24 protein-coding genes and 1 tRNA gene are annotated in these 23828 nt (G+C 42.0%); 5 read left to right on the top strand and 20 right to left on the bottom strand.

The genetic code is table 11. The annotated features are described in order from the left end of the window. Window positions 1-14 precede the first annotated feature (14 nt). The 8 genes from HQK88_07595 to HQK88_07560 are packed head-to-tail and all read right to left on the bottom strand — an operon-like array spanning window position 15 to window position 6931. Window positions 15-1223, bottom strand: a complete 1209-nt coding sequence (locus tag HQK88_07595) for a U32 family peptidase (protein MBF0616666.1) — start codon at window positions 1221-1223, stop codon at window positions 15-17. 15 nt (window positions 1224-1238) lie between these two features. Then, entirely contained in the window at window positions 1239-1505 is a 267-nt protein-coding gene (locus HQK88_07590) for a hypothetical protein (protein MBF0616665.1), read from the bottom strand. Further along, entirely contained in the window at window positions 1506-2927 is a 1422-nt protein-coding gene (gene atpD, locus HQK88_07585; GenBank protein ID MBF0616664.1) for a F0F1 ATP synthase subunit beta, read from the bottom strand. Window positions 2928-2972: 45 nt separating this feature from the next. Next, the gene (gene atpG / locus HQK88_07580; protein ID MBF0616663.1) at window positions 2973-3857 is read right to left on the bottom strand and encodes an ATP synthase F1 subunit gamma; all 885 of its coding nucleotides are present in this window, start codon (window positions 3855-3857) and stop codon (window positions 2973-2975) included. A 7-nt stretch (window positions 3858-3864) separates the two neighbouring features. Further along, window positions 3865-5379: a F0F1 ATP synthase subunit alpha gene (locus tag HQK88_07575; protein ID MBF0616662.1), complete on the bottom strand. Its 1515-nt coding sequence runs from the start codon at window positions 5377-5379 to the stop codon at window positions 3865-3867. 4 nt (window positions 5380-5383) lie between these two features. Next, window positions 5384-5926: an ATP synthase F1 subunit delta gene (atpH, locus tag HQK88_07570; protein ID MBF0616661.1), complete on the bottom strand. Its 543-nt coding sequence runs from the start codon at window positions 5924-5926 to the stop codon at window positions 5384-5386. After that, window positions 5923-6444, bottom strand: coding sequence for an ATP synthase F0 subunit B (locus tag HQK88_07565; protein MBF0616660.1), 522 nt, complete (start codon window positions 6442-6444; stop codon window positions 5923-5925). The genes atpH and HQK88_07565 overlap by 4 nt, the downstream gene beginning before the upstream one ends. A 49-nt stretch (window positions 6445-6493) precedes the next feature. Beyond that, the gene (locus HQK88_07560; GenBank protein MBF0616659.1) at window positions 6494-6931 is read right to left on the bottom strand and encodes an ATP synthase F0 subunit B; all 438 of its coding nucleotides are present in this window, start codon (window positions 6929-6931) and stop codon (window positions 6494-6496) included. A 197-nt stretch (window positions 6932-7128) separates the two neighbouring features. Between HQK88_07560 and HQK88_07555 the strand changes: the two genes are divergently transcribed. The 5 genes from HQK88_07555 to HQK88_07535 all read left to right on the top strand — a co-directional run bounded on the left by HQK88_07555 (window position 7129) and on the right by HQK88_07535 (window position 12552). Continuing rightward, window positions 7129-7200: transfer RNA gene (locus HQK88_07555), tRNA-Thr, on the top strand. A 73-nt stretch (window positions 7201-7273) separates the two neighbouring features. Further along, the gene (locus HQK88_07550; GenBank protein ID MBF0616658.1) at window positions 7274-9235 is read left to right on the top strand and encodes a ferrous iron transporter B; all 1962 of its coding nucleotides are present in this window, start codon (window positions 7274-7276) and stop codon (window positions 9233-9235) included. Between the two features lie 25 nt (window positions 9236-9260). Next, a complete protein-coding gene (locus HQK88_07545; protein ID MBF0616657.1) occupies window positions 9261-10016 on the top strand; it encodes a metal-dependent transcriptional regulator in 756 nt (251 codons plus the stop codon). A gap of 18 nt (window positions 10017-10034) precedes the next feature. After that, window positions 10035-11345: a CCA tRNA nucleotidyltransferase gene (locus HQK88_07540; GenBank protein ID MBF0616656.1), complete on the top strand. Its 1311-nt coding sequence runs from the start codon at window positions 10035-10037 to the stop codon at window positions 11343-11345. Further along, window positions 11338-12552 carry a DUF401 family protein gene (locus HQK88_07535; GenBank protein MBF0616655.1) on the top strand — a complete coding sequence of 405 codons (1215 nt, stop codon included), beginning with the start codon at window positions 11338-11340 and terminating at the stop codon, window positions 12550-12552. Before HQK88_07540 ends, HQK88_07535 begins: the two co-directional genes overlap by 8 nt. A 203-nt stretch (window positions 12553-12755) precedes the next feature. Here the strand turns inward: HQK88_07535 and HQK88_07530 are convergent, their stop codons facing one another. The 12 genes from HQK88_07530 to HQK88_07475 form a co-directional block, all read right to left on the bottom strand. Next, entirely contained in the window at window positions 12756-13115 is a 360-nt protein-coding gene (locus HQK88_07530; GenBank protein MBF0616654.1) for a hypothetical protein, read from the bottom strand. Next, window positions 13087-14574, bottom strand: coding sequence for a sigma 54-interacting transcriptional regulator (locus HQK88_07525; protein ID MBF0616653.1), 1488 nt, complete (start codon window positions 14572-14574; stop codon window positions 13087-13089). The genes HQK88_07530 and HQK88_07525 overlap by 29 nt, the downstream gene beginning before the upstream one ends. 1 nt (window position 14575) lies before the next feature. Then, window positions 14576-15277, bottom strand: a complete 702-nt coding sequence (gene radC, locus HQK88_07520; protein MBF0616652.1) for a DNA repair protein RadC — start codon at window positions 15275-15277, stop codon at window positions 14576-14578. An 88-nt stretch (window positions 15278-15365) separates the two neighbouring features. Next, complete coding sequence (locus tag HQK88_07515; protein ID MBF0616651.1) at window positions 15366-15632, bottom strand: M48 family metallopeptidase; 267 nt, start codon at window positions 15630-15632, stop codon at window positions 15366-15368. Continuing rightward, window positions 15629-18514 carry an HsdR family type I site-specific deoxyribonuclease gene (locus HQK88_07510; protein ID MBF0616650.1) on the bottom strand — a complete coding sequence of 962 codons (2886 nt, stop codon included), beginning with the start codon at window positions 18512-18514 and terminating at the stop codon, window positions 15629-15631. The genes HQK88_07515 and HQK88_07510 overlap by 4 nt, the downstream gene beginning before the upstream one ends. After that, a complete protein-coding gene (locus tag HQK88_07505; GenBank protein MBF0616649.1) occupies window positions 18514-18861 on the bottom strand; it encodes a DUF86 domain-containing protein in 348 nt (115 codons plus the stop codon). The genes HQK88_07510 and HQK88_07505 overlap by 1 nt, the downstream gene beginning before the upstream one ends. Next, window positions 18858-19160, bottom strand: coding sequence for a nucleotidyltransferase family protein (locus tag HQK88_07500; GenBank protein ID MBF0616648.1), 303 nt, complete (start codon window positions 19158-19160; stop codon window positions 18858-18860). The genes HQK88_07505 and HQK88_07500 overlap by 4 nt, the downstream gene beginning before the upstream one ends. Window positions 19161-19306: 146 nt before the next feature. Further along, window positions 19307-21103, bottom strand: coding sequence for a DUF2326 domain-containing protein (locus HQK88_07495; GenBank protein ID MBF0616647.1), 1797 nt, complete (start codon window positions 21101-21103; stop codon window positions 19307-19309). Continuing rightward, on the bottom strand, window positions 21090-21338 hold the full coding sequence (locus HQK88_07490; GenBank protein MBF0616646.1) for a hypothetical protein: 249 nt from the start codon (window positions 21336-21338) through the stop codon (window positions 21090-21092). Before HQK88_07490 ends, HQK88_07495 begins: the two co-directional genes overlap by 14 nt. Continuing rightward, on the bottom strand, window positions 21331-22281 hold the full coding sequence (locus HQK88_07485; GenBank protein ID MBF0616645.1) for a restriction endonuclease: 951 nt from the start codon (window positions 22279-22281) through the stop codon (window positions 21331-21333). Before HQK88_07485 ends, HQK88_07490 begins: the two co-directional genes overlap by 8 nt. Before the next feature lie 254 nt (window positions 22282-22535). Continuing rightward, the gene (locus HQK88_07480; protein ID MBF0616644.1) at window positions 22536-23390 is read right to left on the bottom strand and encodes a universal stress protein; all 855 of its coding nucleotides are present in this window, start codon (window positions 23388-23390) and stop codon (window positions 22536-22538) included. A gap of 1 nt (window position 23391) precedes the next feature. Beyond that, the gene (locus HQK88_07475) at window positions 23392-23808 is read right to left on the bottom strand and encodes a hypothetical protein (GenBank protein ID MBF0616643.1); all 417 of its coding nucleotides are present in this window, start codon (window positions 23806-23808) and stop codon (window positions 23392-23394) included. Window positions 23809-23828: the final 20 nt, after the last annotated feature.

Here is a 23828-nt window from a genome sequence, read left to right as displayed (position 1 = left end):
GTCCACATTATAATTTAACTTTTTCGACGAATTAAGTCGTTTACTGACGCTTTGGCTGGTAAGGGAATAGTTACTGACTGTTCATTATGAGCTGATATTACCTCATTTCCTTCTATATCTTTTATGTGAGAGACTTCAAATTCTGTGTTTGGTTGATTTTTAATTTGACAAACAATTTTGTCACCGGCTTTTAAATTATTTCTAAGTGCAACCTCCCCAGTGCCATCAGGGTTGACTGCTCTGATTATACCAACAAGTGCGTGTGTTGCCGCATATATTTCGGAACTTTCGTGATTATAATTATTCTGAGGATGCTCTCCCAAAAACATGCCTGTTGTAAAGCCCCTGTTTGATGACATTTTAATAGTATTTAACCATGATTCCTCTACTTTGTACAGAATATCCGGGAGCGAATCTATTGCTTCTCTGTAAACTCCGGTTACACCTCCGAGATAATTGATTCCCTTCATTCTGCCCTCTATCTTAAAGGAGTTGACACCAGCCCTGTAGAGTCTATCCAAATGCGGGAGCATACATAAGTCTTTAGAACTCAGGATGTAGCTACCGCGTTGGTTTTCATAGACGGGAAAGTATTCACCCGGGCGCTTTTCCTCCATAAGCGTGTATTGCCACCTGCAGGAATTTGTACAGAGCCCCTCATTAGCTGAGCGGTTTGCTAAAAAACTGCTAATGTAACATCTGCCCGAATAAGATATGCAAATTGAGCCGTGAACAAAGCACTCAAGCTCTATGCTAACCTGCTCTCGTATCTCTGAAATCTCTTCTATTGATAACTCCCTTGAAAGCACCAAACGTGAGGCCCCTAATCTTTCCCAAAACTGCGCGCTTCTATAATTAGTAATGTTTGCCTGAGTGCTTATGTGAACAGGGATATGAGGGGCAAACTTTGTCATCATATCAAACACACCAGGGTCTGAAATTATTAGGCCATCCGGAGACGTGGCTGCCAAAAAACTGATATGATCTTTTATTAAACCAATATCTCTGTTATGAGGGAAAATGTTGATGGTGACGTATGCTTTTTTACCCGTTCTGTGAGTCAACTCTATGGCGTTCTTTAGCTCAAACTCAGAAAACCCTCCTGACTTAGCTCTTAAGCTAAACTCAGAGAGTCCTAAATACACTGCATCAGCCCCGTAGTGCAGAGCCACTCGGAGCTTTTCTGAATTCCCTGCCGGAGCAAGCAATTCCGGTAATTTCATAAATGGTTTGTCTGCTTACTCCACATACCCGGCGCTGTCTGAAAGAATCAGAACATTATCGGGTTCTACTTTTGCGTATGCAGATGCAACTTGTACTTTTTTAACGGTTTTGCCTTGCCTGAAGGTAAGAATACCGGTTGAAAGCGTTGTGATAAAGTGGGTGTGGCCGTAAAGCACCCCAAACTCACCCTCAGTGCCTGGAGCAACAACCTCGTCAACATCCTCGGTTATTGAAAAGCCGTCAGGGGTTATTATCTTAAGTGCGAGTTTTCCCTCCTCCACTTATTTGCCCCTTGACCAGCCAAGAGTTTTTGCTTTTTCCTCAGCCTCTTCTATGGTCCCAACCATCCAGAAAGCCTGTTCAGGCATGTCATCGTATCCGCCTTCTGCAATAGCGTTAAAGCCCTTTATTGTGTCAAAGAGTTTAACATATTTTCCGGGAGTACCGGTAAAAGTCTCTGCCACGTGAAATGGCTGACTCAAAAATCTCTGCAGTTTTCTGGCACGCGACACTGTTATTTTATCGTCTTCTGAGAGCTCCTCCATACCAAGGATGGCTATAATGTCCTGAAGCTCCTTATACCGCTGCAAAATCATCTGTACTCGTCTTGCCACTGCGTAGTGTTCATCACCTAAGACAAGGGGGTCAAGAATTCTTGATGTGGAATCCAATGGGTCAACAGCGGGATATATGCCAAGCTCGGCAATCTTTCTTGACAAAACAACCGTAGCGTCAAGATGTGTAAAGGCTGTGGCAACTGCAGGGTCGGTAAGGTCATCGGCAGGGACGTATATGGCCTGCATTGAGGTTATAGAACCTTTTTTAGTGGTTGTGATTCTCTCCTGAAGCTCACCCATATCTGTGGCTAGGTTTGGCTGATAACCAACAGCTGATGGCATTCTGCCAAGGAGTGCCGACACTTCAGCACCTGCAAGTGTGAATCTGAAAATATTATCTATAAAGAGCAACACATCTTGCCCCTGTTCTCTAAAATATTCCGAAGATGTAAGTGCAGTAAGCGCTACCCTGAGTCTTGCACCCGGGGGTTCATTCATCTGCCCATAGACAAGCGCCGCTTTGTTGATAACTCCGGATTCGTTCATTTCGCGGTAGAGGTCGTTTCCCTCTCTGGTTCTCTCACCGACACCGGCAAACACAGAAACGCCACCATGCACCATAGCTATGTTATGAATCATTTCCATGATAACAACGGTCTTACCAACACCAGCGCCGCCAAACATTCCAACCTTACCACCCCGTACAAACGGTATCATAAGGTCAAACACTTTAACGCCTGTTTCAAATACCTGAGTCGTAGGCTCCTGTTCAACAAAAGCCGGTGCATCCCTGTGGATTGCCCACTTTTCTTTAGCGTTTATAGGCCCCTTTTGGTCTATCGGTTCACCTATTACGTTTATGATTCGCCCTAACACCTCGTTACCAACAGGCACCGTAATTGGCTGGCCAGTGTCCACGGCCTCCATCCCTCTTACTAGACCATCGGTTGAGGACATGGCTATGGTTCTGACCATGTTGTCACCAATATGGGATGCTACTTCAAGCGTTAAATTTATCTCCTGCAGATTCTTTTCAGGCACTGACGGTCTTTGTACCAACAAGGCATTCAGGATTTCAGGCAAAGGTCCGTCAAACTCTATATCAACAACCGCCCCAATTACCTGCGCCACCTTTCCCTTTTTCATCTATATATCCTCCTAAACTTATTATAAACTCAATTGAGATAATCTCTATTTGCTAATAGCCTCAGCGCCGCCCACAATGTCCATAAGCTCTGATGTAATGGTAGCCTGACGTGCCTTATTGTACTGAAGAGTCAATGCGGTCAGAAGCTCTTTTGTGTTTTTAGTGGCATTTTCCATAGCCATCATTCGTGATGCCTCCTCTGAAACCCGTGACTCTAAAATAGCCTTAAACAGCCGGTTTTCTACATACTTTGGAAGCAGGTTTTTTAAAAACTCCTCCTCAGAGGGTTCGTACAGATATTTTGAAATTGCCTGTGAAGCAGCATTATCATGCTCAGATGTAGTATCCACAGCCTCAATCGGCAGCATTTTAGCACATTTTACGGTTTGCAGCATCATAGATTTAAACTCATTATAGACAAGTATGAACTCGTCAATCTCTTCGTTAAGATATCTTCCTATTATCTCATCAGCAACTGCTTTAACATCGTCAAAAGTAAATTGTTTATAAAAATCCACCCAGGAAAGCCGCGGCTTTATCTCAAAACGGCGCATACCATCCCGCGCCTTTTTCCCCATAGCAAGCAAACTTACTGAAAGCTTCTGAGAAGACAGCTCTTTGTTAAGATGTAGAGTTTCCTTTAGAACGTTTGTGTTAAATGCACCGCAGAGACCTCTGTCGCTTGTAAGAATCATTATTTCCACAGATTTCTTTGGCCGTTGATTTAAAAGTGGATAGCTCTCTTTCTGCACATTAGGGATAACCTCAGTGATAAGCCTGTCCAACTCGTCTGAGTACGGCCTTGTGGCAAGCATAGCGCTCTGAGCTTTTCTGAGCTTAGCAGCAGATATCATCTGCATTGCCCTTGTGATTTTGCCGGTATTTTTAACCGACTCTATACGATTTCTTATTTCTCTTAAATTGCCCATCTTTTTCTTAACTATTTACAACGAAAGATTTCTTAAAATCCTTAATGGCATCAGTAAGGTTCTGCTTCAACTCGTCATCAATAGCCTTCTTTTCGGCGATTCCCTTAAGTACCGCTGGCTTTTGTGACTTCATGAAGGCAAGCAAATTAGTCTCAAATTCCTTCAACTGTGCAACCGGTATATCGTCAAGATGTCCCTGAGCGCCTGCAAAAAGCACAAGCACCTGTTCTTCAAACGGCATAGGAGCGTACTGTGACTGTTTTAGAATTTCAACCATTCTTTTACCACGCTCTATCTGAGCAATTGTGGCCTTATCAAGGTCTGTGCCAAACTGGGCAAAAGCAGCAAGTTCTCTAAACTGCGCAAGATCAAGCCTGAGAGTGCCTGCCACCTGTTTCATGGCTTTGGTCTGAGCGGCGCTTCCGACACGGCTTACAGAAAGTCCCACGTTAACGGCAGGTCTGATGCCAGCATAAAAGAGATCCGGTTCAAGGTAAATCTGTCCGTCAGTGATAGAGATAACATTTGTAGGGATAAAGGCAGAAACGTCTCCTGCCTGAGTTTCTATGATAGGGAGCGCTGTAAGGGAACCGGCCCCAAGGGCGTCGGAAAGTTTACAGGCTCTTTCGAGCAGCCTTGAGTGTAAGAAAAATACGTCTCCGGGAAAAGCCTCACGTCCCGGCGGTCGCCTTAATAACAGTGACAACTGTCTGTATGCAACTGCCTGTTTACTTAAGTCATCATATATGATTAGAGCATGTTTTCCCTTGTCTCTGAAATACTCGCCCATCGCACACCCGGTATATGGGGCAAGGTACTGAAGGGGAGCCGGTTCACTTGCCGTTGCGTTAACAATAATTGTGTGGTCAAGCGCTCCATACTCTTCAAGCTTTTTTGCGACACGGACAACGTTTGCGTTTTTTTGTCCTACTGCCACATATATACAAAAAACACCGGAGTCTTTTTGGTTAATTATAGCGTCAACCGCTATGGATGTTTTACCGGTCTGACGGTCGCCTATGATTAATTCTCTCTGACCGCGGCCAATAGGAATCATAGCGTCAATAGCCTTAATACCGGTCTGAAGGGGTTCATGAACAGGCTTTCTTTCGATAATTCCGGGGGCAATAACATCAACTTGTCTGCGCTCTGTGGTATTAATGGGGCCTTTGCCGTCAATAGGCATTCCTATAGCGTTGACAACCCGTCCTAACAGAGCATCTCCGACAGGGACGTCCATGATGCGTCCTGTGCGTTTTACGACATCTGTCTCTTTAACACTTTTGGAATCACCAAAGAGCACGGCGCCTACGGAATCAGTTTCAAGGTTTAACGTCATACCGTATATACCACTTGGGAAACTTAACAACTCTCCAGCCATAACATCTGTGAGGCCATATATTTTAGCAATACCGTCACCTACACTGACAACGGTTCCGATTTCACTTACGTCTATCTTTTCCTCGAACCCGTAAATCCCCTTTTTTATAGACTCACTAATCTCTTCAATGTTAATCTGCATTTTGCTACTCCTTCAATAGAGCTTCTTTTAAAAGCCTCAACTGGCCCTTGATGCTGGTCTCAAGCACAAACCCACCCACCTTTACAACTAATCCACCCAAAATGGATTCATCCGTCACATATTCTATTTCAACCATTTTATTTAAACGCTTGTGCAGTGCGTTCTTCAACTTTTCCTCTTTATCCTTACCAAGAGCTGAGGCGGTTATCACGGTTACCTTTCCTTTTTTGGCTTTTTCCATGTAAAGTGCCCTCAGTGTCTCTATAATCAGGGTTAGCCCTGTAATATATTTTTTCAGAGTTAAATTTTTAATAAACTTTTCAACAATCTCGTTGGTTTTCAGCTTTTTTGCGATAACAGATACTGCGTTGGTGCGTTCCTCAAGAGTGAAAGCGGGATTAGTGAATATCGAGGCTATTGTAAGATCAGCCAATAGCACTGCATTAAATGAATCCAATTCATGGAGAGCTTTTTCTGTTTTCTCAAGCCCCTGGGAATCAAAAAGAGCTTTAGCAAATCTTTTTGCCACTTTGTTGTTAATCTTCAATTTTTACCGCCTATTTGTGAAATGGCATCCTCAAAGAGCTTGTTATTAATCTCTGCGGTTATATTTTCTTTGATGGTATCTTCTGCCATTCCCATTGCGCTTTCAACTGCGCTTTTTTTAATCTCAGCAATAGCCTTTCGCTTTTCAAACTCTATGTTCTGTTCGGTTATTTCTTTGATTTTATCAGCCATACGCTTTGCGTTTTCAACCAACTTGTCACGCTCTTCCTCACCTGAGGTTTTTGCTATATGGATTATCCTTTCTATCTCACTGTCTTTCATCTTTAGCTGTTTCTCTATTTCATCGAGAGCTTTTTGTGCAAGGATTTTGGTTTCCTTTGCCTCCTGCAGCGTTTGCTCAATCATGCGCGTCCGGTTTGCAAAATACTCCGACAGTGGTTTCTTAAGGAAGTAGATAATGACGGAAAGAAACACTGCAAAATTAACAATCATCCAGAACCAGTGTGATGCGCCTGATGTGTGTTCCGCCTCTTCAGAGGCAAAGCAACTAACTGCCATGATGAAAAAAAGGCACATTACACAAAAAAGTGTAAAACCTTTAATTAGTCTAATTTTCTTTAATATGGTCATACATCAACTTGTTGACAATGGTAGCAGAAAGCAGCGCTAACCCTGCCTTTAGTTTTTCCTTGGCCGCTGAGGCTTCTGTTGAAATTTCCCTGAGAGCGGCATTAAGTTTTTCTACTGCCTCACTTTGGGCTTTTGAGATCAGTTCACTGTGGGTATCAAGCCCTTCTTTCCTTAACCTTGAAAACTCTTCTTTGGCTTTTTCAGAGGCTGCACTCATCTCTTCCTTTAACTTTGCAAAGGCTGCGTCCCGTTTCTCATTCAATGCTTTTACCTCATTGGCAGACTCATCCTTTAAACGCTGGCGTTCTTTGAACAGTAAAATTAACGGCTTAAACAAAATGAAGTTTAGAAGAATTGCCAGAACGACAAAGTTAGTAACCAGTACAAAAAACCATAACGCGTTAAACTCTACCACGTATCATCTCTCCAAACTCATAATTTCTGCCATCTGTAAATACCAAAGCACGACTAAGCTAACATACCTGAGAAAAATTGTCAAGTAAAAAATTTTAGAAATTCAGGGAATTGTAAAAATTTATCTGAGGGTTATATAAACGATTTTAATTATGTTAGGATATTAATATTATAAAATTGAATTGGTACTGGACAAGTGCCGGGGTAGCACAGTGGTAGTGCAGCTGATTCGTAATCAGCAGGTCGAGGGTTCAAATCCCTTCCCCGGCTTTCAGTGATATCAAGCCAGACGACACACACTTGTAAATAGTTTAAGACATAATATATACTTTTTAGTTGCCTTATGGGATTATTGGATGAAAAGACTGCTCCACGTTTAAAGGACAAAGAGAGGAAGGTGCTGATTCTTGGCCTTCCAAACAGTGGAAAAACACAGATTTATAATAATCTGACAGGTACATACAATCTTGTTGCCAACTACCATCACACCACAATTGATGTAAACAGGGCATATTATGAACACGGAGGCGTATTATATGAACTCTATGATATGCCTGGCCTATACTGCCTGTTTGCAAACTCGGAGGAGGAGCTTTTAGTCAGAAATCTAATTTTTTCCGAGGAGCCGGATGTCCTGCTCTTTTGTCTTGACGCTAATCTCCTTAAGCAATCCCTCATGCTTGGCATAGAGCTTATGGAACTGGGAATCCCTATGGTTATAGCTCTTAACGCTATTGATGAAACCTCAAAAAAAGGAATTTGGATTGATACTGCCATGCTTTCCTCTACACTGGGAGTGCCGGTTGTAGAGTCCATTGCAATCAGGGGAATTGGCACAAGAAAGTTAAAAAGCTCTATAGAACGAGCCAAAGCGCCAAAAGCATCCATTTACTATGGTGATATGATTGAAGCAGGACTTGCAAACGTAATTCATGATCTGCCTGAGGATTTTCCCTTTAAGCGTAAAACTGCAATGCTATTGCTTCTTAACGACCGATTTTTAGAAAAAGACCTGATTGAAGCATTCGGCGAAAACCAGTACGCTGAGATTCAAAAAAACTTATCCGGCATAACTTCTCAATTTGTAGGCAGCATAGGGAAAATCGTTTACTACAAACGTTCGGAGTGGGTTGATCAACTTTCAGACAAAATAGTTAAAACTCAGGACTTTGACCAAAGAAGCATGGCTAAAACGTTTGCACAGATGAGCAGAAATGTGGTAACCGGGATTCCTATTTTCTGTATGATAATACTGATTACGTATCTTTTGGTAGTTAATGTGGCAAATGAGATATCAACTTTGATGGAGTCGTATCTGTGGAAGCCGGTTATGGACAAGCTTAGCTCTATGGTACCATCACAGTTTTGGAGGGAGTTTTTGTTGGGTAGCCATGGACTGCTCTCTTTAGGGTTAGGTGGAGCTATTTTAACCGTGCTTCCGATATTATCGGTGTTTTTTGTTGTATTCAATGTTTTGGAGGATATGGGATATGTGCCCAATTTAACAGTTTTAACCCGCCGCCTTTTTGCTAAGGTTGGTTTAAGCGGCTATTCTATAATGCCTATTGTGCTTGGGTTTGGTTGTAAGACAATGGCAACTTTTACAACAAGAACTATCAACTCGGATAAGGAAAAGTACATAGCCATATTTTTAATAGCCTTTGCGCTGCCGTGTGCTCCACAGATAGGACTTAGTATGGGAATGCTTGGCAAGGTAGGGTTTAAGGCTTTTTTGATTGTGTTTTCGGTATTGCTTATAACGGAAATCACAGCAGGCGTGCTGCTTAACATCTTAATGAGAGATGACACAAAGAACACATATCTTCAGGCACTTCCGGCTATAAGAATTCCCAACGTGTTTGCGGTGTTAAAGAAGACTTACTATCGGCTATATATGTTTTTAAAAGAAGCGTTGCCTATTTTTCTGCTTTCTGCGGTGTTTCTGTTTACGCTTGAAAAGATTGGGTTCCTTAAAATAGCCAAGGTGTTTTTAGCGCCGCTTATAAACAACTTTTTAGGGCTTCCTAATGAAATGGTAGATGTGCTGATTTTGGTCTTAGCACGGCGTGAGGCGGCGGCAGCTGTTATTATGGACTTTGTAAACAAAGGCCGGCTGGATTTTAATCAGGCGATTGTAAGTGTGACGCTTACGACGATGTTTGTCCCGTGTTTTGCCAATCTGGGGGCTATGATTAAAGAAATAGGTTTAAGGAGAGCGTTAACAATGGCGTTTTTTATAACTGCGTCATCTCTTGTAATAGCGGGAGCATTGAACAAGGTTTTATTATTTTTTAACCATGTATGATAGTGTGAGAAAGGGGGATATTTCAATGAATAATAATAACTGCACCGAGGTTGATGAGTATCTGGAGAGCCTCTGGTATATAAACGAAAAAGGGCAAGGAGCCGTGTCGGATATTTGTGAGCACACGGTTGGAGGGTTAAGCGAGGATACGCACGGCGGGCTGAGTGAGGAGGTAATTGAAAAATTAGTCTCCGATAATCTTGTGGAAATTGACGACAGCAGCAAAATCATAGGACTGACCCCCAAAGGATTAGAAAGGGCACGGCACATAGTGCGCGCTCACAGGCTTGCCGAGAGGCTTCTTTATGATGTCATGGGGAAAAACATAGAGGATGGAGCGTGTGAGTTTGAACATATTGTGACAATGGAGCTTGTTGACAGTATTTGCACACTGCTTGGGCATCCGAAGGAGTGTCCTCACGGGCTTCCAATACCATCGGGAAAATGTTGTGAGCTCTCTGCAAAGTCGGTTAACAGCTCGGTGATTCATCTTGATGAGCTTGACATTGGTAAGTACGCCCGCATTGCTTATGTTAACTGCCCTAACGACCAGCTCATACACCGGTTAAACGGTCTTAGCATCCGGCCTGGCGTCACCGTAAAACTGCATCAGAGCTATCCAACGTTTGTTATCGAGTGCGAGGGTATGCACATAGCGCTCGATAACGAGCTGGCTGAAAATATCTGTGTTTGGCGCGAAAGTGAATTTGCTTACGACCCTAAAACTCCTGAAATTGCAGTAAAGCGGAGATTTCCATTTCTGCGCAAACGCAGGAAATGAGTGTGACAAATTAGTTTTATGTCACAGGATTTAAGCACACTATATGAAGTTTTAAAAGAAACACTTTCCGGTCGGAGTGACGTTTGGGTTGTGGGGGGCACGGTCAGAGATATTCTTATGGGCCTGAAGCAAAAAGATATTGACATTGCCCTGCCCGGTTACAACCCATATGCTGAGGCAGGAATGTTTGCAGATAAAATCCGCGGGACTTTTGTTAAACTTAATGATAAATTTAAAACTGTAAGAGTCGTCAAGGGCGGCTATTATTTTGATTTTACCGCCTTCAGAGGCAACACCATAGAGGACGATCTGCTCCAGAGGGATTTTACAATAAACGCAATGGCTTTTCCACTTCACAAGGGAGTTGAATCCCTTGTTGATGTAACCGGCGGCTATAAAGACCTCAAAAACGGCTTAATCAAAATGGTGTCAGTTAAGAATCTTAAAGACGATCCGCTAAGAATGCTGAGAGCCTTTCGATTTATGGCAGAGTTGGGCTTTAATATTGATGAGCAAACGCTCCAGGCCATCATGCAGCTAAAGAAACTTATTGCAAACGTCCCTGCTGAAAGAGTAATCTTTGAGTTAAAAGAAATGACAAGGGCAAAGAACTCATCTGCGGCTGTGAGTCAAATGAACCAGTGCGGACTGATTGCCGAGGTGTTTTTTGAAATAAAAAACACAAACGTTGATCTTGTAAAAGCTGTGGCACTGTATAGTGAGGTTGAAAAAATTATAAACAACACATCCAATTCGCTCTTTATGACCCACTTGAACTCTTATATCACGGGCGCTGCACACAGACTGCCGTTTCTAAAACTCACCGCCTTTTTTTGTGCCGCTAAGACCTCGGCAGATGCAGCATTGGATACATGTATGCGTTTAAAAACCTCTACTGATGAAGCAGACTTTGTACATAAAATTCTCAAACATCATGGAACGGCTTTCAGCGTTTTTAAATCCGGTATGAGAATTGACTTGACTGTACGGTTTCTGCTTGACATGGGAGATGATTTTATTGCTTCGCTTGTTCTGACCCTTACGGAAATGTTTTTAAATTCCAATGACGCACACCGATTTACCTTTTTTTGCGATGATGTAACCTCCTTTTACAGAGAAACCTACTTACCGCGTCTGATGACCGGGCATTTCATAACCGGCCATGACCTTATTGAGACCTTTGGGCTTAAACCATCCCCGCTCTTTAGCCGAATACTTGGTCAGGTGCAGGCAATGACTCTTGAGGGCAGCATTTCCAAACGCTCCGAGGCTCTGAGTGCCGTTGAAGATATTTTGTCTAAAACCGACAGGGAGAGCCTGTGTGTCTGATATAGTTAAAATACTGATAGTGTTTGTGCTGATGGTGTTTCTCCTGAGAAAAAAACTCGATGTGGGATATGTGCTGATTTTAGCTTCTGTTATCCTGTTTTTAGAATATCTGATGGGACCTAAAGCAATTGCAAATACTGCCTACACAGCGATAATATCTCAGGAGACCTTTGCGTTAATGATAGCCCTTACGTTTATCCGGATGGTTGAAAAAATTCTGCGTGAACGGGATGTGCTTAAAGAAATGATGACTGCAGTTAAGGGGCTTCTGCGTAAAAAAAAGTTTGTTATAGTTTCAATGCCATTGCTTATCGGGATGCTGCCCTCTATTGGCGGAGCTTACTTTTCCTGCCCGATGGTTGAGGAATCCTCAGAAGGGCTTAACCTTTCAAAAGAGGATATGGCTTTTACAAACTACTGGTTTCGGCATCCGTGGGAGCCGATTCTGCCGCTTTATCCGGGAATCCTGCTGGCTGGCATCATAACTCAAATCGATCTCAGGCACTTCATTTTTCTTAACCTTGCCTCTTCACTTTCAATGCTGGCAATTGGTTTTATCTTTGGCATGAAAGGAATAACCGGCTCGTTTGATAAAAAACAGACAGGCGTTATTAAAGCTGGACGGGCAATAATGAGCTTCTTACCAATATCGCTTTTGCTTTTTGTTGTTATAGTCTTTAAGGTAAAACTACATATGGCTATGATGATAACGGTCTTTTCGCTCTTTATTGTTTATAGGTACAGCATAAGAGAAATCTATGAGGTTATAAAGTATGGATTTAAGCCTGACGTTATATTTCTAATTGCGGGAGTAGTGTTATTTAAGGAGACTCTCCAAAGCTCTGGTGCTGTAACAAACTTAAGCGGCTTCTTTAACTCTCAGGGAATTCCACTTGCTCCGCTTCTTGTGCTCCTGCCATTTATAACCGGATTTCTAACCGGTTTTACGCTTGCCTTTGTGGGAAGCACGTTTCCACTGCTTTTGCACTTACCGGGGATTGATCCGTATGCGTTTTCATTTGCCTTTTTATCAGGATACGCAGGCGTCCTGCTCTCTCCCGTACACGTGTGTTTTGTGGTGACCTGGGAGTATTTTAAGGCTGATGTCATAAAATTATACAAAACGGTGATCCCTGCAGTTTTGATACTTTTTATTGTCTCCCTTAGCCAATACATTATCTTACGGCATTATCCATTTTACAAGTGACAACAGTTTTCAGAGAGGTAAGTTTCTGAACTCTACCCGCTTTCGAGTCTTCTATTCCTGCCAGAACACTTTAATCCTCTTAACTTTAGGCACTCGCCGCTTGCACTCTTTATAATCTGAAAACATTTAAGCACGAGGGCTTTTAACTCTTTTTCACACACCTATAGCGGATTTAGGGTTCTAACTATAAACGATAAATGGTATTACGGCATGTTAACTTTCAACTCATAGCCGCCCAAAGCGACACTGCCAGCTATGCCCTCATCCCAAAGTAAACCCATCAGTCTTTGTTTTGACCTTTCCGGCGCCATCACTATTAACTTGACGCCTTTACCAGAAAGCTGCCTCCACCGTTTAGCGCTGTCTGTCGATATGGAGCTTTCAGTTTCTACCTCAACCACTCCGACAGTCATCCCGTAGTTATTGAGAATTAAATCCGGATACATGCCCTCAAATTCGTGCTCCTCTTTAAGATTGGTAAGAACCTCCGTATAATCCCGCGATAGCTTTTGCTTTAAGTACAAGACCATCCAGTCATGAAATATCTTTTCTCCTGATTCCATATTTTTTCACCTTATATCCAATCTGTCTCGGCGTTATGCCAAGAAGGTCTGCTGCCCGGGCATGCACCCAGCCGGCATTTTCCAGTGCCTCTGTTATTTTATTTCTCTCCGTCTCAGTAAGTGAAAGTGTTGCTTTATTTGCAACGGCAGACTGATTAAGTACCCTGATATTGAGCGGCAAGTGCTTTACTCTTACCACATCCTCTGGCGACATAATCACAATTCGTTCCACCGTGTTCTCCAGTTCCCGCACATTTCCGGGCCAGTGGTATTTCTTCATCAAACTTAAGGCCTCATCACTGAGTTCAACAGCCCTGTCGTTTTCTTTGCTGAATTTTTTTAGAAAATACTCTATTAACTCCGTAATATCCTCCGTACGCTCACGCATAGGCGGTAAACAAATCGGCACTACGTTTAACCTATAGTACAAATCCTCTCTGAAGCTGTTTTGTGAGACAAGAAGTTGAAGATTTTTTGACGTAGCGGCTATCACTCTGACGTCAACTTTGATGGTTTTTTCTGACCCTATGCGTTCAAATTCCCGCTCCTGAAGAATGCGTAAAATTTTAGGCTGAAGTGCCATGCTTAAATCTCCGATTTCATCAAGAAATATGGTCCCTTTGTGGGCCAGCTCAAAGCGTCCCCTTCTTGCCGTCACAGCACCCGTAAATGCCCCCTTGTCATGGCCAAAAAGCTCCGCTTCAAGAAGTCCCTCAGGGATTGAAGCACAGTTAAACTTTATAAACGCACCGTTGCTTTGCTTTCCCATGTAGTGGATTGCCCGTGCTATGAGTTCTTTTCCTGTGCCGCTCTCTCCGGTTATCAATACTGTGGCCTTTGTCTTTGCCACACGATGGACGGCTTCAAAGACATCCTGCATGGCCCCGGAGCTTCCTATTACGTTATCAATCCGGTATTTTCCCTTAAGCTCAAGCTTGAGGGATTCCCGCTCCTGTATCAAAGTTTGCTTTTCTGTTTCGACTTTTTCAGAGAGCTCTGTCCACTGGGTAATCAGCGAGGCTATGATTTTAAGCAGGCGCAAATCCTCATCCAAAGATACTTTAGTAAAACCCCTGTAAATTCTGTAAGCACTCAAGACTCCGATGATTTCCTTTTTTGATTTCATGGGGACACAGAGAAATGCTTTTTTTTCAGTGTGTTGCGAATCATCTACAGCATTGGGAATCACAACAGGATATCCGGACTTCGCCACGTTTGCCTCTATGTCGGATGAGGGCAGGTATCGTCCGCTTTTTATCTCATCGGCACTCAGGCCGTGTGCCGCTTTTATAACGAGCTGTCCATTTTCTTTTAACGATATGGCTGCTCTTTCAATGTCAAGAAACACGGAGAGAACCTTGAGTGCGTTTTTAAGAGTTTTGGTAATCTCAAGCGATGAGCCAAGTATCTTGCTTATTTCATATATGGCTGATAGTTCAAGAGAGCTTCTGTCCATCATGTTATAATAACCCTTTTTCACTAAAACTAAAATATGCGTATCTGTTTACAATTATATGGTCGTGGATTGTGATGTTGAGGTTTTTGGCAGTTTCCACAAGTTGATGTGTGTGCTTTATATCTTCATCGGAGGGGTCAATTTTTCCATCCGGGTGGTTATGGACGTATATAATCGCTGTGGAGTTATATTTCAGAGCGATTTCAAATATGTTTCTTAAGTGAACATAGACGTAGTTTACTATTCCCTCGCTTATTATCTCCTCGCCTACAATTTTGTTTTGAGAGTTTAAAAATAATGTCATAACTGTTTCTTTCTTATGAGCGCCAAGTTTTGTCCTCAGATAGTCAACGACATCAAGTGGGGTTTTAATGGTTTTTTTGTAGATTTGTTTTTCATTTAAGTATTTGGTACTCAAGTCTTTAACAAGTTTGATTAAAACAGCGCTTTGAATACCAATTCCTTCTATTTCAAGCAGTTGTTCTATCGGGGAGTCTAAAACCTCGGCAAGATTCCCGAAGGTTTTTATTAATTTTTTTGCCTCAGGCTTAACGTCTCTTTGAAGGCGTGTGTATGTAAGCAGCAGCTCAAGCGCCTCATAGTCGGCTAAAGAGCTGATTCCGGCTTTAATGTACCTTTGCCTCAGCCGCTGTCTATGGCCTATATGGCCGGGTTGCGTTGTGATGGTGGATGTTTTTTCTTTCATATTGCCAACGGTCAAACAAAGCAAGCAGTTGATTTAAGCAGATAAAGCAAAAAAATGTCAAGAAGAAAGCCCATGTTTCACAGTGTTATTATAATTCTGAACCAACATAAGTTTTCAGCAAGGTTTTAAACATTCGTCCGTGGTTAGGGTATTTCAGGTGCAAAAGTTCATGCACTATCACCTCGTTGATAAACCCATCCTCCTCATCCAAAATATTTGAGTTGAAGGTAAGGCGCCCTCTGCCTGAACAACTAGCCCACTTGTTTTTCATCTTACGGATATGTACCTCTACGGGTTTGACATTTATTTTGTCTGCCCACAGATGGACTTCCTGTTTAAGCTGAAATGCGGTCATTTTCCCCGGCCCCTGAGGATGTCCATTATATTTTTACCAAACTCAATGAAGCCGGATAGTCCACATTTGCTAAGAATGCTATATAACTTTTTGCGTACCTCTCTCTCATGGGATCCGTTACTCCTCCAATGTGGGTTTGTCTTAAAAACTTCGCTCATCTCGTTAGCGCTGTTTTCCGGTTCTGCAATGCCTTCATTTCTAAATAACCAGTAAACTGAAAAAACCTCATTTGGCATCCCTTTGGAATTTTGCTCCCGCTTTGCATCATTGATTTCGTTAACAAGGTTTTTTAAGGCATTAATAGTTGCCTGAGTCATTTCCTGCCCCTCGTTATAACGATGTATAATTTCATCAGCCCTCTCACCGATTGACCTCAGATAGGGCAGCTCGTCAGCCCCCTCTGTTACATGCTTAACAATAGTTTTTATCAGATTAAAAACCTTCTCCCTGTCTGAAACCCGGCTTGCATCAATCCTTTTAAGTGTCTCTTCATTGATTTCATAGATTCCTATAATTGGCCCAATGTTTCCACCCTTGGTTTGATCGGAAACAAGTTGAGCGGTCTTTCGGGTAAATTCCCTGTCTATCGTGATTGTTGGGCAGTAGGCTTCTTTGAGTATCCTAAATATGCGGGTAAGCGCCTCCATGTTGTCAAGGTACGGCCTTAGAAACGCATCGGGTGAGATGATATCATACATGCTTGAGATATCTTTAAAGAACTCAAAAAACTTATGCCTGAGTTTCTCATCCACAAAATGCTCAAGGATAGCCTCAACCTCCTTATCTCTTGCCTTGCCCATTGCAATTGACAGATACTGATCCTTTGCCTGTACCATCCTCTTTGCAAACTCTCCCTTTAAAAACTCCACATCCTCCACCACGCCTTCGATATCAGAGGAATCAAATGCAAGAGCACTCTGAAGGTTAGCGAATAATCCTACAAAATCAACAATAAACCCTGAAGGTTTTGCCCTGCCAGCGCTATCCTCATATGGGCGGTTTACCCTTGCAATAGCCTGAAGGAGCACATGGTCACGCATGGGTTTATCCAGATACATGCAGTAGAGGATGGGGGCATCAAAGCCGGTCAGAAGTTTTTCGGTAACTATCAGTATTTTTAATTCGGTATCGGGTTTTCTGAAGTCCTTACGGATGAGCTTCTCTTGTTCGTCTGAAAGATAATATGACTTCATGTGCTCCTCATCATTCTGAGATTTGCTATAGACCACGCATGAGTACTCAGAGGGCAGGTGTTTATCCAGTGCCGACTTATAAAGAGCACACGCCTCCCTGTCCACGGCAACCAGAAAAGCCTTATAGCCCATCGGCTCCACGTTTTCCCTGAAGTGGTTTGCGACATAAGCGGCAATCTCTTCGATACGCTCAGGGTTTTTAAGCATATTACGGAGATTTACCGCTTTAGCCAGCACTTTGTTAAGCTCCTCTATATCGCTTACACCTGCGGCCTCTGAACGATTCAAAAACTCCTTTTCCAGCGTTTCCCTGTCAATAAGAAGCTCATTGGGCGCAAGGGTGTAGTGCAGAGCAACGGTTGTGCCGTCCTCTATGCTCTCTGCTATGCCGTACTTATCGAGGTATCCCTTAGGCGGGTCTTCTTTACCAAATGTGAAAAACGTTCCCTGACCGTATGACAGCCTGTCAATCGGCGTGCCTGTAAATCCAATATAGGTAGCGTTAGGGAGAGCGCCCATCAGGTAGTTGCCAAGTTTTCCGCCTGTAGTTCTGTGAGCCTCATCCACAAGCACATAGATGTTATGCCTTGTGTTAATACCCTCTTTAATTCCATCAAACTTGTGAATCATCGAGACTATCAAGCCCCTCTTGTCATTTTTAAGAGCGTTCTCCAGAGCCAGTTTGCTGTCTGTCTCAACGTCTTGCTGCATAAAACCCGCCGATGAAAGGTTTGCAAACATCTGGCTTTCAAGCTCATTACGGTCAACAAGCATAATCACGGTGGGATTGTTAAATGCGGGATTTTCTATAATCAACTTTGCAGTGGTAATCATGGTATATGTCTTTCCGGAGCCTTGTGTGTGCCAGATAAGGCCGCGCTTTTTGTCTGACAGCGCCCTCTTTATTGCTTTGCCAACTGCCCGCATCTGGTGAGGGCGAAGGACTATCTTCTTAAGTTCATCATCTTGCCGGATAAAAAGTATGTAGTCATGCAGAGTTCTTAATACACGTTGTTTGTCAAAAAATGCTTTAACGATTGTCTCAAAGTCACCGCCCTGTTCATCTTTCCAGTTAAACAGTCCTTTACGTGAGGTGTTCCATGTCGCCCCATAGTAGTAGCAGATTAAATGTGTTAAGGTGTAGAGCTGAAGCATGGACAGCAGCTCCACGCCCTCACGGTGATATCTGCGTATCTGGTCAAGTGCCTCAGCTATCCCCTCCACCTTGTGTGCTGCCTTAGTTTCTACTATTATAAGCGGTATTCCGTTTATTAAAAACAGCACGTCTGCCCTGACAGTAGCCGTGCCGCTTGAGTATGTGAATTCATCGGTTACGTGGAAGGTGTTGTTGTAGGTATTGTTAATATCCATAAGTTTTACATCGCGCTCCCGTTTTTCTGCCGGTACATGGATTTGTCTAAGCCCTCTTATGTACTCCCATACTATCAGATTACCCTCTATGCCGGTTTTAAGCGGGAGGAGTTTTTTTGACAGTTCCATGGCAAGCTCCGGTGTCATAAAGGGATTTAGTTTAGAGACCTGTTCGATAAAGATGTCTTTCAGTATAAGCCCTGTGTCGTTTCCTCTGAGTGTCCGGCATTGTTCGGCTGATAAATATGTCCAACCCGCTTCGGTGGTGTACTTGGTTAGCGGGTTTTGCACTGCTGCTCTTTCCCCGCCGATGGGCATTATCCAGATACCAGCTTAATGAGAGCCTCTACTTTAGCTTTAAGTTCCGGCAGGTATTCCCTTGCTGTTTTCCAAACTATGACATAATCCACACCGAAATATTCGTGGATTACCCTGTTTCTCATGCCCCTGATCTCGTTCCATTTTATATCTGGAGCCTTATCACAAATCTCCGTGGGTATGTGTTTGGCGGCTTCACCAATAATCTCAATACACCTGAGCACTGCGTAATTCGTTTTCTTATCCTTAAGAAATTCTTCGTACGTCATGTTTTCAATGAAATCGCCGACATCATTAATACACTCATAGATATCGTTTATGAAGTCCATGTATTGTCGCCTGCTCATACGTAAACAACCTCATCAAGTATGCACTTTCCTATGAATGGTTTTAGAGCGTTTTTCGTAACAAGGTCAACTTTTTTCCCAAGTTTGCCGGCAAGGTAGTTCTCAAGTTCAATAAACTGGATTAAATCAACCGGTTCACTAAACTCAACAAGAATATCGATATCGCTCCATTTATTTTGCGCTCCGCGGACATATGAGCCAAAGACTCCAATGGTCTTGACCTTAAATCTGCTCTCAAGCACCTCCCTGTTGGAGTTGATTATCGTCTTTATCTCATCTATTGTCTTTATAATTTGCATCCAATTTATTGTATCACACTACGTTTACCTAAATCCCTCAGCCTCCAATAATCACAAATACGCAAGTTGTATTTTTGGTAGTGTCTCAGTTTGAAATATTCTTACTTTCTCGAACTACAGCCAACCGCCGTTCGATTGTTGTCATTCTACCAAGATGGCATTTTGAAGAGCCGGCCACTTTCGTTTTCGTCGTGAAGCTTGAGAACAATCTCCGAATCTTCAAATAATGTTTCTTCAGATGGTATTTGTTGGGGGAGATCGGAATCGATCAAAGTAATAATATGCTGGATTCCATAATTCGAATATTCTCTGATAACACGAAGCAGGTTCTCTTTTTTTCTGTCATCGAGAGATTCGAAAACTCCATCGTGGAAAACGAAATGTGGGAATCGATCGGAGGCGTGGGCATGAAGAATAGCCATATCAAAAGCGATACAAAGAAGCTTTTTATATGTATGTCCCATACCGGCACTTGTTGTATTCCCTTCCTTATCTAAAAACTCTGCTCTGAAGTCAAGATGTCCTTCTTTATTAGGCTCCACACTCATAACTGCCTTTTGATCAACAATTTCTTCAATTATCTTGTTGAATAAAATACGTATCTTGTCAAACAAAGCACCTTTGTCTGAATTCAGTTTTGCGACATCCTCTTCTATAAGTGTTTGAAGCTGTTTCTTTTCGCTATCAAGTGTGCGAATTTCTTTTCGTAATTCATGCAGCCGATGAAGTTTTTTACGCTTATCTTCCAGATTTTCTATTTCGGCTTTCAATATGACCAGTTCATTGGTTAGCTGCTTATATTTTGAGAAAGCATCGGTATCACTTAAAAATGAAAGAGTATCGGAACGTTTCTTACCAAATTCATTAAGTTGAGAATCAATAACTTTTAACTGAGCATCAATTTCGTTACGTTCTTCAAGCAAATACGATCTTCGCTCTTCCGTTATTGCACGATTGAATTTTATTAATTGTTCAAAGTCACGTTTTATCTGTCCTTGAAAAAAAACACCGACTTCTTCGAATAGTATTTTAGCTTCTTCAGGATTGAAAAGAATTCTTTGTTCTTCAAGTGAGGAGTTAATCTTTTTCTTATTGTGCATCAGGTAATACCGCCTTGAATTTAAATCTGCGATTTCATCATCGATTTCATCAACAAGTTGTTCAGTCTTTTCTTTGTCGTTACCTCGGAAATCAAAGGCATCGAGGGACTTCTGTTTTTTTTCCGTGTCGATTTGCTTAAAAGATAATATCCCTTCAATTTCACTAAGATTGTCGGCGGACGCACCAAGTTCATCCTTTATGATTTTCTCAGCGTCCTGTTTCCTCGATAGCTCTTCTTCTTTACTATAGTGTTCCATAATGATCTCGGCATTGAAACCAAGGATTTGAGCTAAATATGGCTTCCAGTCTTTATGAGAAGATTTAAATTTATCAAGCTGAAAAACATCTATATAATCTTTTTGAGAGCGAAGTAAATAAGCCAACCCTTTTCGATACGGCCAAGGTTTTATCGAACGAAGATCGAGAATTCCGTCCAAGAGTTCTTTTGATTTTTCAAACGGTATATCTAAATGATCCCAACTGGTTTCAGGAAGTTCCGAAAAGTCTTGCTTCCTATCATTGTGCTTCTTAAAGCTAATTTTAGTGGCATTTTCAACACTACGTCTTACAGTTATAAATGTGCCGTCAAGTAATTCGATCTCAATGAAAAATATAAAATCTTCAAATATTTCTTTATGCTTAAATAAGAAAAAATCTTTATCTCTTCCTGACAATAGGCAGAAATCGATCAAACGCCCAAGAGTAGTTTTGCCGAGATTGTGTGTGTCTTTTTTCTTATTCTCCGGCAATCGGATTTCAGCCAAAATAACATTCAATCCTGCTATAAAGTCAATTGGTTCAAAAATCTCAGGCTTATTTGAATAAAGTCTAGATAGTTTCATTTGAACCTACATATTCGATAGAGTCGGTTTGTCGTCTATATTCAACCAATCCAAGAACGTAGAGAAAGTTCAACGCCGATAAAAATAAAGTGCCGCCACCCTTAACCGAGCTCTTAGTAAATTTAAGTAATTCATCGAACTTCTCTATTCGGCGCTTTTTGAGACGTTTAAGCAAAATGTACGCAACATTAATTATGGTTCTATCGGGATGGGAATGTTTAGTTGGTCTAAGCATTTTCCTCGTTACCTATATCGCAATTCCAATACATATAAAACAACGTTGCTCTCGTAAGACGCTTATTCTTTCTTAAATCTCCATCCCTGTCAAACAGAGAATCACTCAGGTATTCCATTATGTTGTCAAATGTCTGATAATCCTTTCTATTTGCAATTATCTTAAGCTGAAATTCTTCTACGGTGCTTTGATATAACGAAAGTAATTCACCATTTTCAGGGGCAGCAAGGAAATCTTCGATTTGTCTGGTCTCTTTCAAATAACATTTGAGCTGTGCTTTAGCATATTCTGGAGTCATGTTGTTTATATTATTCTTATCTTTATAAGGAATACGGGATGTAGGTGGGTTACTATATACAACCTGTCCGGTTCTCAGATGATCGGCAAGTGCTAATATAATCTTTGCGAGTTCATCAGGGCTTACAATTAGTGGTGAGTCGACGGGGTCAATGCCTGCTATTTCAACAATATCAGGAAACTGTTTAAGATATCTTTCAAGTTCCTCAACACCACGAAGACAGATGGACTCCTCTTGAAGGTTTATTTTTTGTGATATGTACTTACGAATATCAGATTCAGCCTTTGCCGTAAGTTTTCTGTTTGAGAAGAGCATGTAATGATCAAGTTCATTGTTTTGACGTAGTCGTATCATTTTGGGAATCTCTTGTGCAATGATGGAGGAATCATCATTTGGACTGAAAAAATCAGTGTCCGAAAATTTACTGTTGAGGTTATTTGTATGTTTAGCCTGTATAATCACTGTTCCGCTCCAAGGTTTCGCTTTGCTTGGATAAAGTTCTGCAACGCCAATAAACTTAGCATCACGTCCTCCATCAGGTCCTTCAGAAAACCCTTGAACACCAATACCAAGGAGTTTTTGACAAACTACAATGACCAAATCTTCGAATTGATTATGGGACATATCTTCATATTTATATTTCATTGCTATAACTTACCTATAATACTATCGTATAGTCAAATTCCCCATATCTATACATGTTTTTATTATATCATATGAAGCTTCCGCCTATCTATGGGACAAAACTGAGACACTACTTATTTTTTAAACCACTGTTACATAATGCACCTATTATGTTGCAATTGTTATTATTTAAATATGATAAGAGTGCTGAAGGCAAAGTAAACAGTAAGGCACGCCCAATGAATGGGCAGTGCCTTTTTCTGTATAACAAAATATTACGAAATTTTAGAAATAAGCACCGAGCATTGCGCAAGTGATACGACACGCTCGGCAACGCTTCCCATAAGGAGTCTTTGTAGTCCGGTTCTGCCGTGTGAGCCCATTATAACCAGATCAGCGCCTGACTCCATGGATGCGTTAACAATTGCCTTATATGGCTCACCAATCAGAGCAAGGGTTTCAACAGCTACACCACGCTTTGCGCAATTATCCTTGACTCTTAGTAGATTGTTCTCAGCCTCCGCTATTTTATCTTTACCGGTTGCAACTGAAACGGCAAGGAAATTCTTAACAAAAGGACATCTGGCAGCCATATTGATGGCCTCAAGCTCGGCAGCTTCACTAAACTTTGAGCCATCTGTGGCAAACATAATGTTCTCACCTTTTATTTCTGCGGCTTTAGGTACGACCAGTACCTTGCACTGAGAGTAGGCGATGGTTTTAGCCGTCTGGCTCCCCATCATCATCAGGGTTAGCCCGGTTCTGCCGTGCTTTCCCATTATTATTATGTCGGCTTTTCTCTTTTTTGCCTCATCTACTATAGCCTCATAGGGCTGATTTGATCTTCTTACCACTATATCGCACTCAACATTTTGTTCGGCAGCCAAATCCCGAATAGCATCAAAATGTTTACCGGCTTCCTCCTCCATTTTATCAACATATGCCATCCCTGATGTTTCAAATTCGGGATTAAACTCAAAAACCCTCAAAAGCGTCAACCGGGTCATGCAGGCTGAGGCAAAATTAATTCCTTCAGTTATTGCGCCTTTACTAAAATCGGAACCATCGGTAGCCAAAATGATGGATTTTAAATCTCCCATCAGGTGCATTCTGTACTTATCGTTTCCCATATTAGTGACCTCCTGTCTTTAACAATCCTGATGCCGCCAAAATTAGCACTGTCACTTCTGTCAGGGCAATAATCCCATAAGCAATGTCTTTCTTTCTAAACAACATGGGGATTATTGCCAGAAAGCACATAATTGTTACTGCTCCGAGGAAAACTATACCTGTAAAGTTTAGAAAATCACCCTTGTTAAGAAGGTGCAGCCACGACCATCCGCCGTGTAACCCCTTCACCTCAAGATACTTATGCACTGACAGTCCCCACAGCTTAGGCAGTTCATCCACCGGTACCTGAGGCTGCAATATCCCCGTTAAATAAAGTGCAAAAGATACTATCAACATAAGCATTCCAACTTTCATTCCTATGTCAAGGATTTTAGCATATCTTAGTTGTTCCTCAGTTGCATGTACTTCTTTTCCCATAACTTAGCTCTCCTTTATTT

This window comes from Nitrospirota bacterium, from assembly GCA_015233895.1.
In the GTDB taxonomy this organism is placed as follows: Bacteria; Nitrospirota; Thermodesulfovibrionia; order Thermodesulfovibrionales; family Magnetobacteriaceae; genus Magnetomonas.
Note: the sequence above shows the minus strand (reverse complement) of the source record. Positions and strands in the feature narration are given on the sequence as shown.

Excerpts from the sequence above, each read along its gene's own strand:
- HQK88_07595 (MBF0616666.1), bottom strand. The coding sequence starts at position 1,223 with ATGAAATTACCGGAATTGCTTGCTCCGGCAGGGAATTCAGAAAAGCTC.
- atpD (MBF0616664.1), bottom strand. The coding sequence starts at position 2,927 with ATGAAAAAGGGAAAGGTGGCGCAGGTAATTGGGGCGGTTGTTGATATA.
- atpG (MBF0616663.1), bottom strand. The coding sequence starts at position 3,857 with ATGGGCAATTTAAGAGAAATAAGAAATCGTATAGAGTCGGTTAAAAAT.
- HQK88_07575 (MBF0616662.1), bottom strand. The coding sequence starts at position 5,379 with ATGCAGATTAACATTGAAGAGATTAGTGAGTCTATAAAAAAGGGGATT.
- HQK88_07565 (MBF0616660.1), bottom strand. The coding sequence starts at position 6,444 with ATGGCAGTTAGTTGCTTTGCCTCTGAAGAGGCGGAACACACATCAGGC.
- HQK88_07550 (MBF0616658.1), top strand. The coding sequence starts at position 7,274 with ATGGGATTATTGGATGAAAAGACTGCTCCACGTTTAAAGGACAAAGAG.
- HQK88_07545 (MBF0616657.1), top strand. The coding sequence starts at position 9,261 with ATGAATAATAATAACTGCACCGAGGTTGATGAGTATCTGGAGAGCCTC.
- HQK88_07540 (MBF0616656.1), top strand. The coding sequence starts at position 10,035 with ATGTCACAGGATTTAAGCACACTATATGAAGTTTTAAAAGAAACACTT.
- HQK88_07530 (MBF0616654.1), bottom strand. The coding sequence starts at position 13,115 with ATGGAATCAGGAGAAAAGATATTTCATGACTGGATGGTCTTGTACTTA.
- HQK88_07525 (MBF0616653.1), bottom strand. The coding sequence starts at position 14,574 with ATGATGGACAGAAGCTCTCTTGAACTATCAGCCATATATGAAATAAGC.
- radC (MBF0616652.1), bottom strand. The coding sequence starts at position 15,277 with ATGAAAGAAAAAACATCCACCATCACAACGCAACCCGGCCATATAGGC.
- HQK88_07515 (MBF0616651.1), bottom strand. The coding sequence starts at position 15,632 with ATGACCGCATTTCAGCTTAAACAGGAAGTCCATCTGTGGGCAGACAAA.
- HQK88_07510 (MBF0616650.1), bottom strand. The coding sequence starts at position 18,514 with ATGCCCATCGGCGGGGAAAGAGCAGCAGTGCAAAACCCGCTAACCAAG.
- HQK88_07505 (MBF0616649.1), bottom strand. The coding sequence starts at position 18,861 with ATGAGCAGGCGACAATACATGGACTTCATAAACGATATCTATGAGTGT.
- HQK88_07500 (MBF0616648.1), bottom strand. The coding sequence starts at position 19,160 with ATGCAAATTATAAAGACAATAGATGAGATAAAGACGATAATCAACTCC.
- HQK88_07495 (MBF0616647.1), bottom strand. The coding sequence starts at position 21,103 with ATGAAACTATCTAGACTTTATTCAAATAAGCCTGAGATTTTTGAACCA.
- HQK88_07490 (MBF0616646.1), bottom strand. The coding sequence starts at position 21,338 with ATGCTTAGACCAACTAAACATTCCCATCCCGATAGAACCATAATTAAT.
- HQK88_07485 (MBF0616645.1), bottom strand. The coding sequence starts at position 22,281 with ATGAAATATAAATATGAAGATATGTCCCATAATCAATTCGAAGATTTG.
- HQK88_07480 (MBF0616644.1), bottom strand. The coding sequence starts at position 23,390 with ATGGGAAACGATAAGTACAGAATGCACCTGATGGGAGATTTAAAATCC.
- HQK88_07475 (MBF0616643.1), bottom strand. The coding sequence starts at position 23,808 with ATGGGAAAAGAAGTACATGCAACTGAGGAACAACTAAGATATGCTAAA.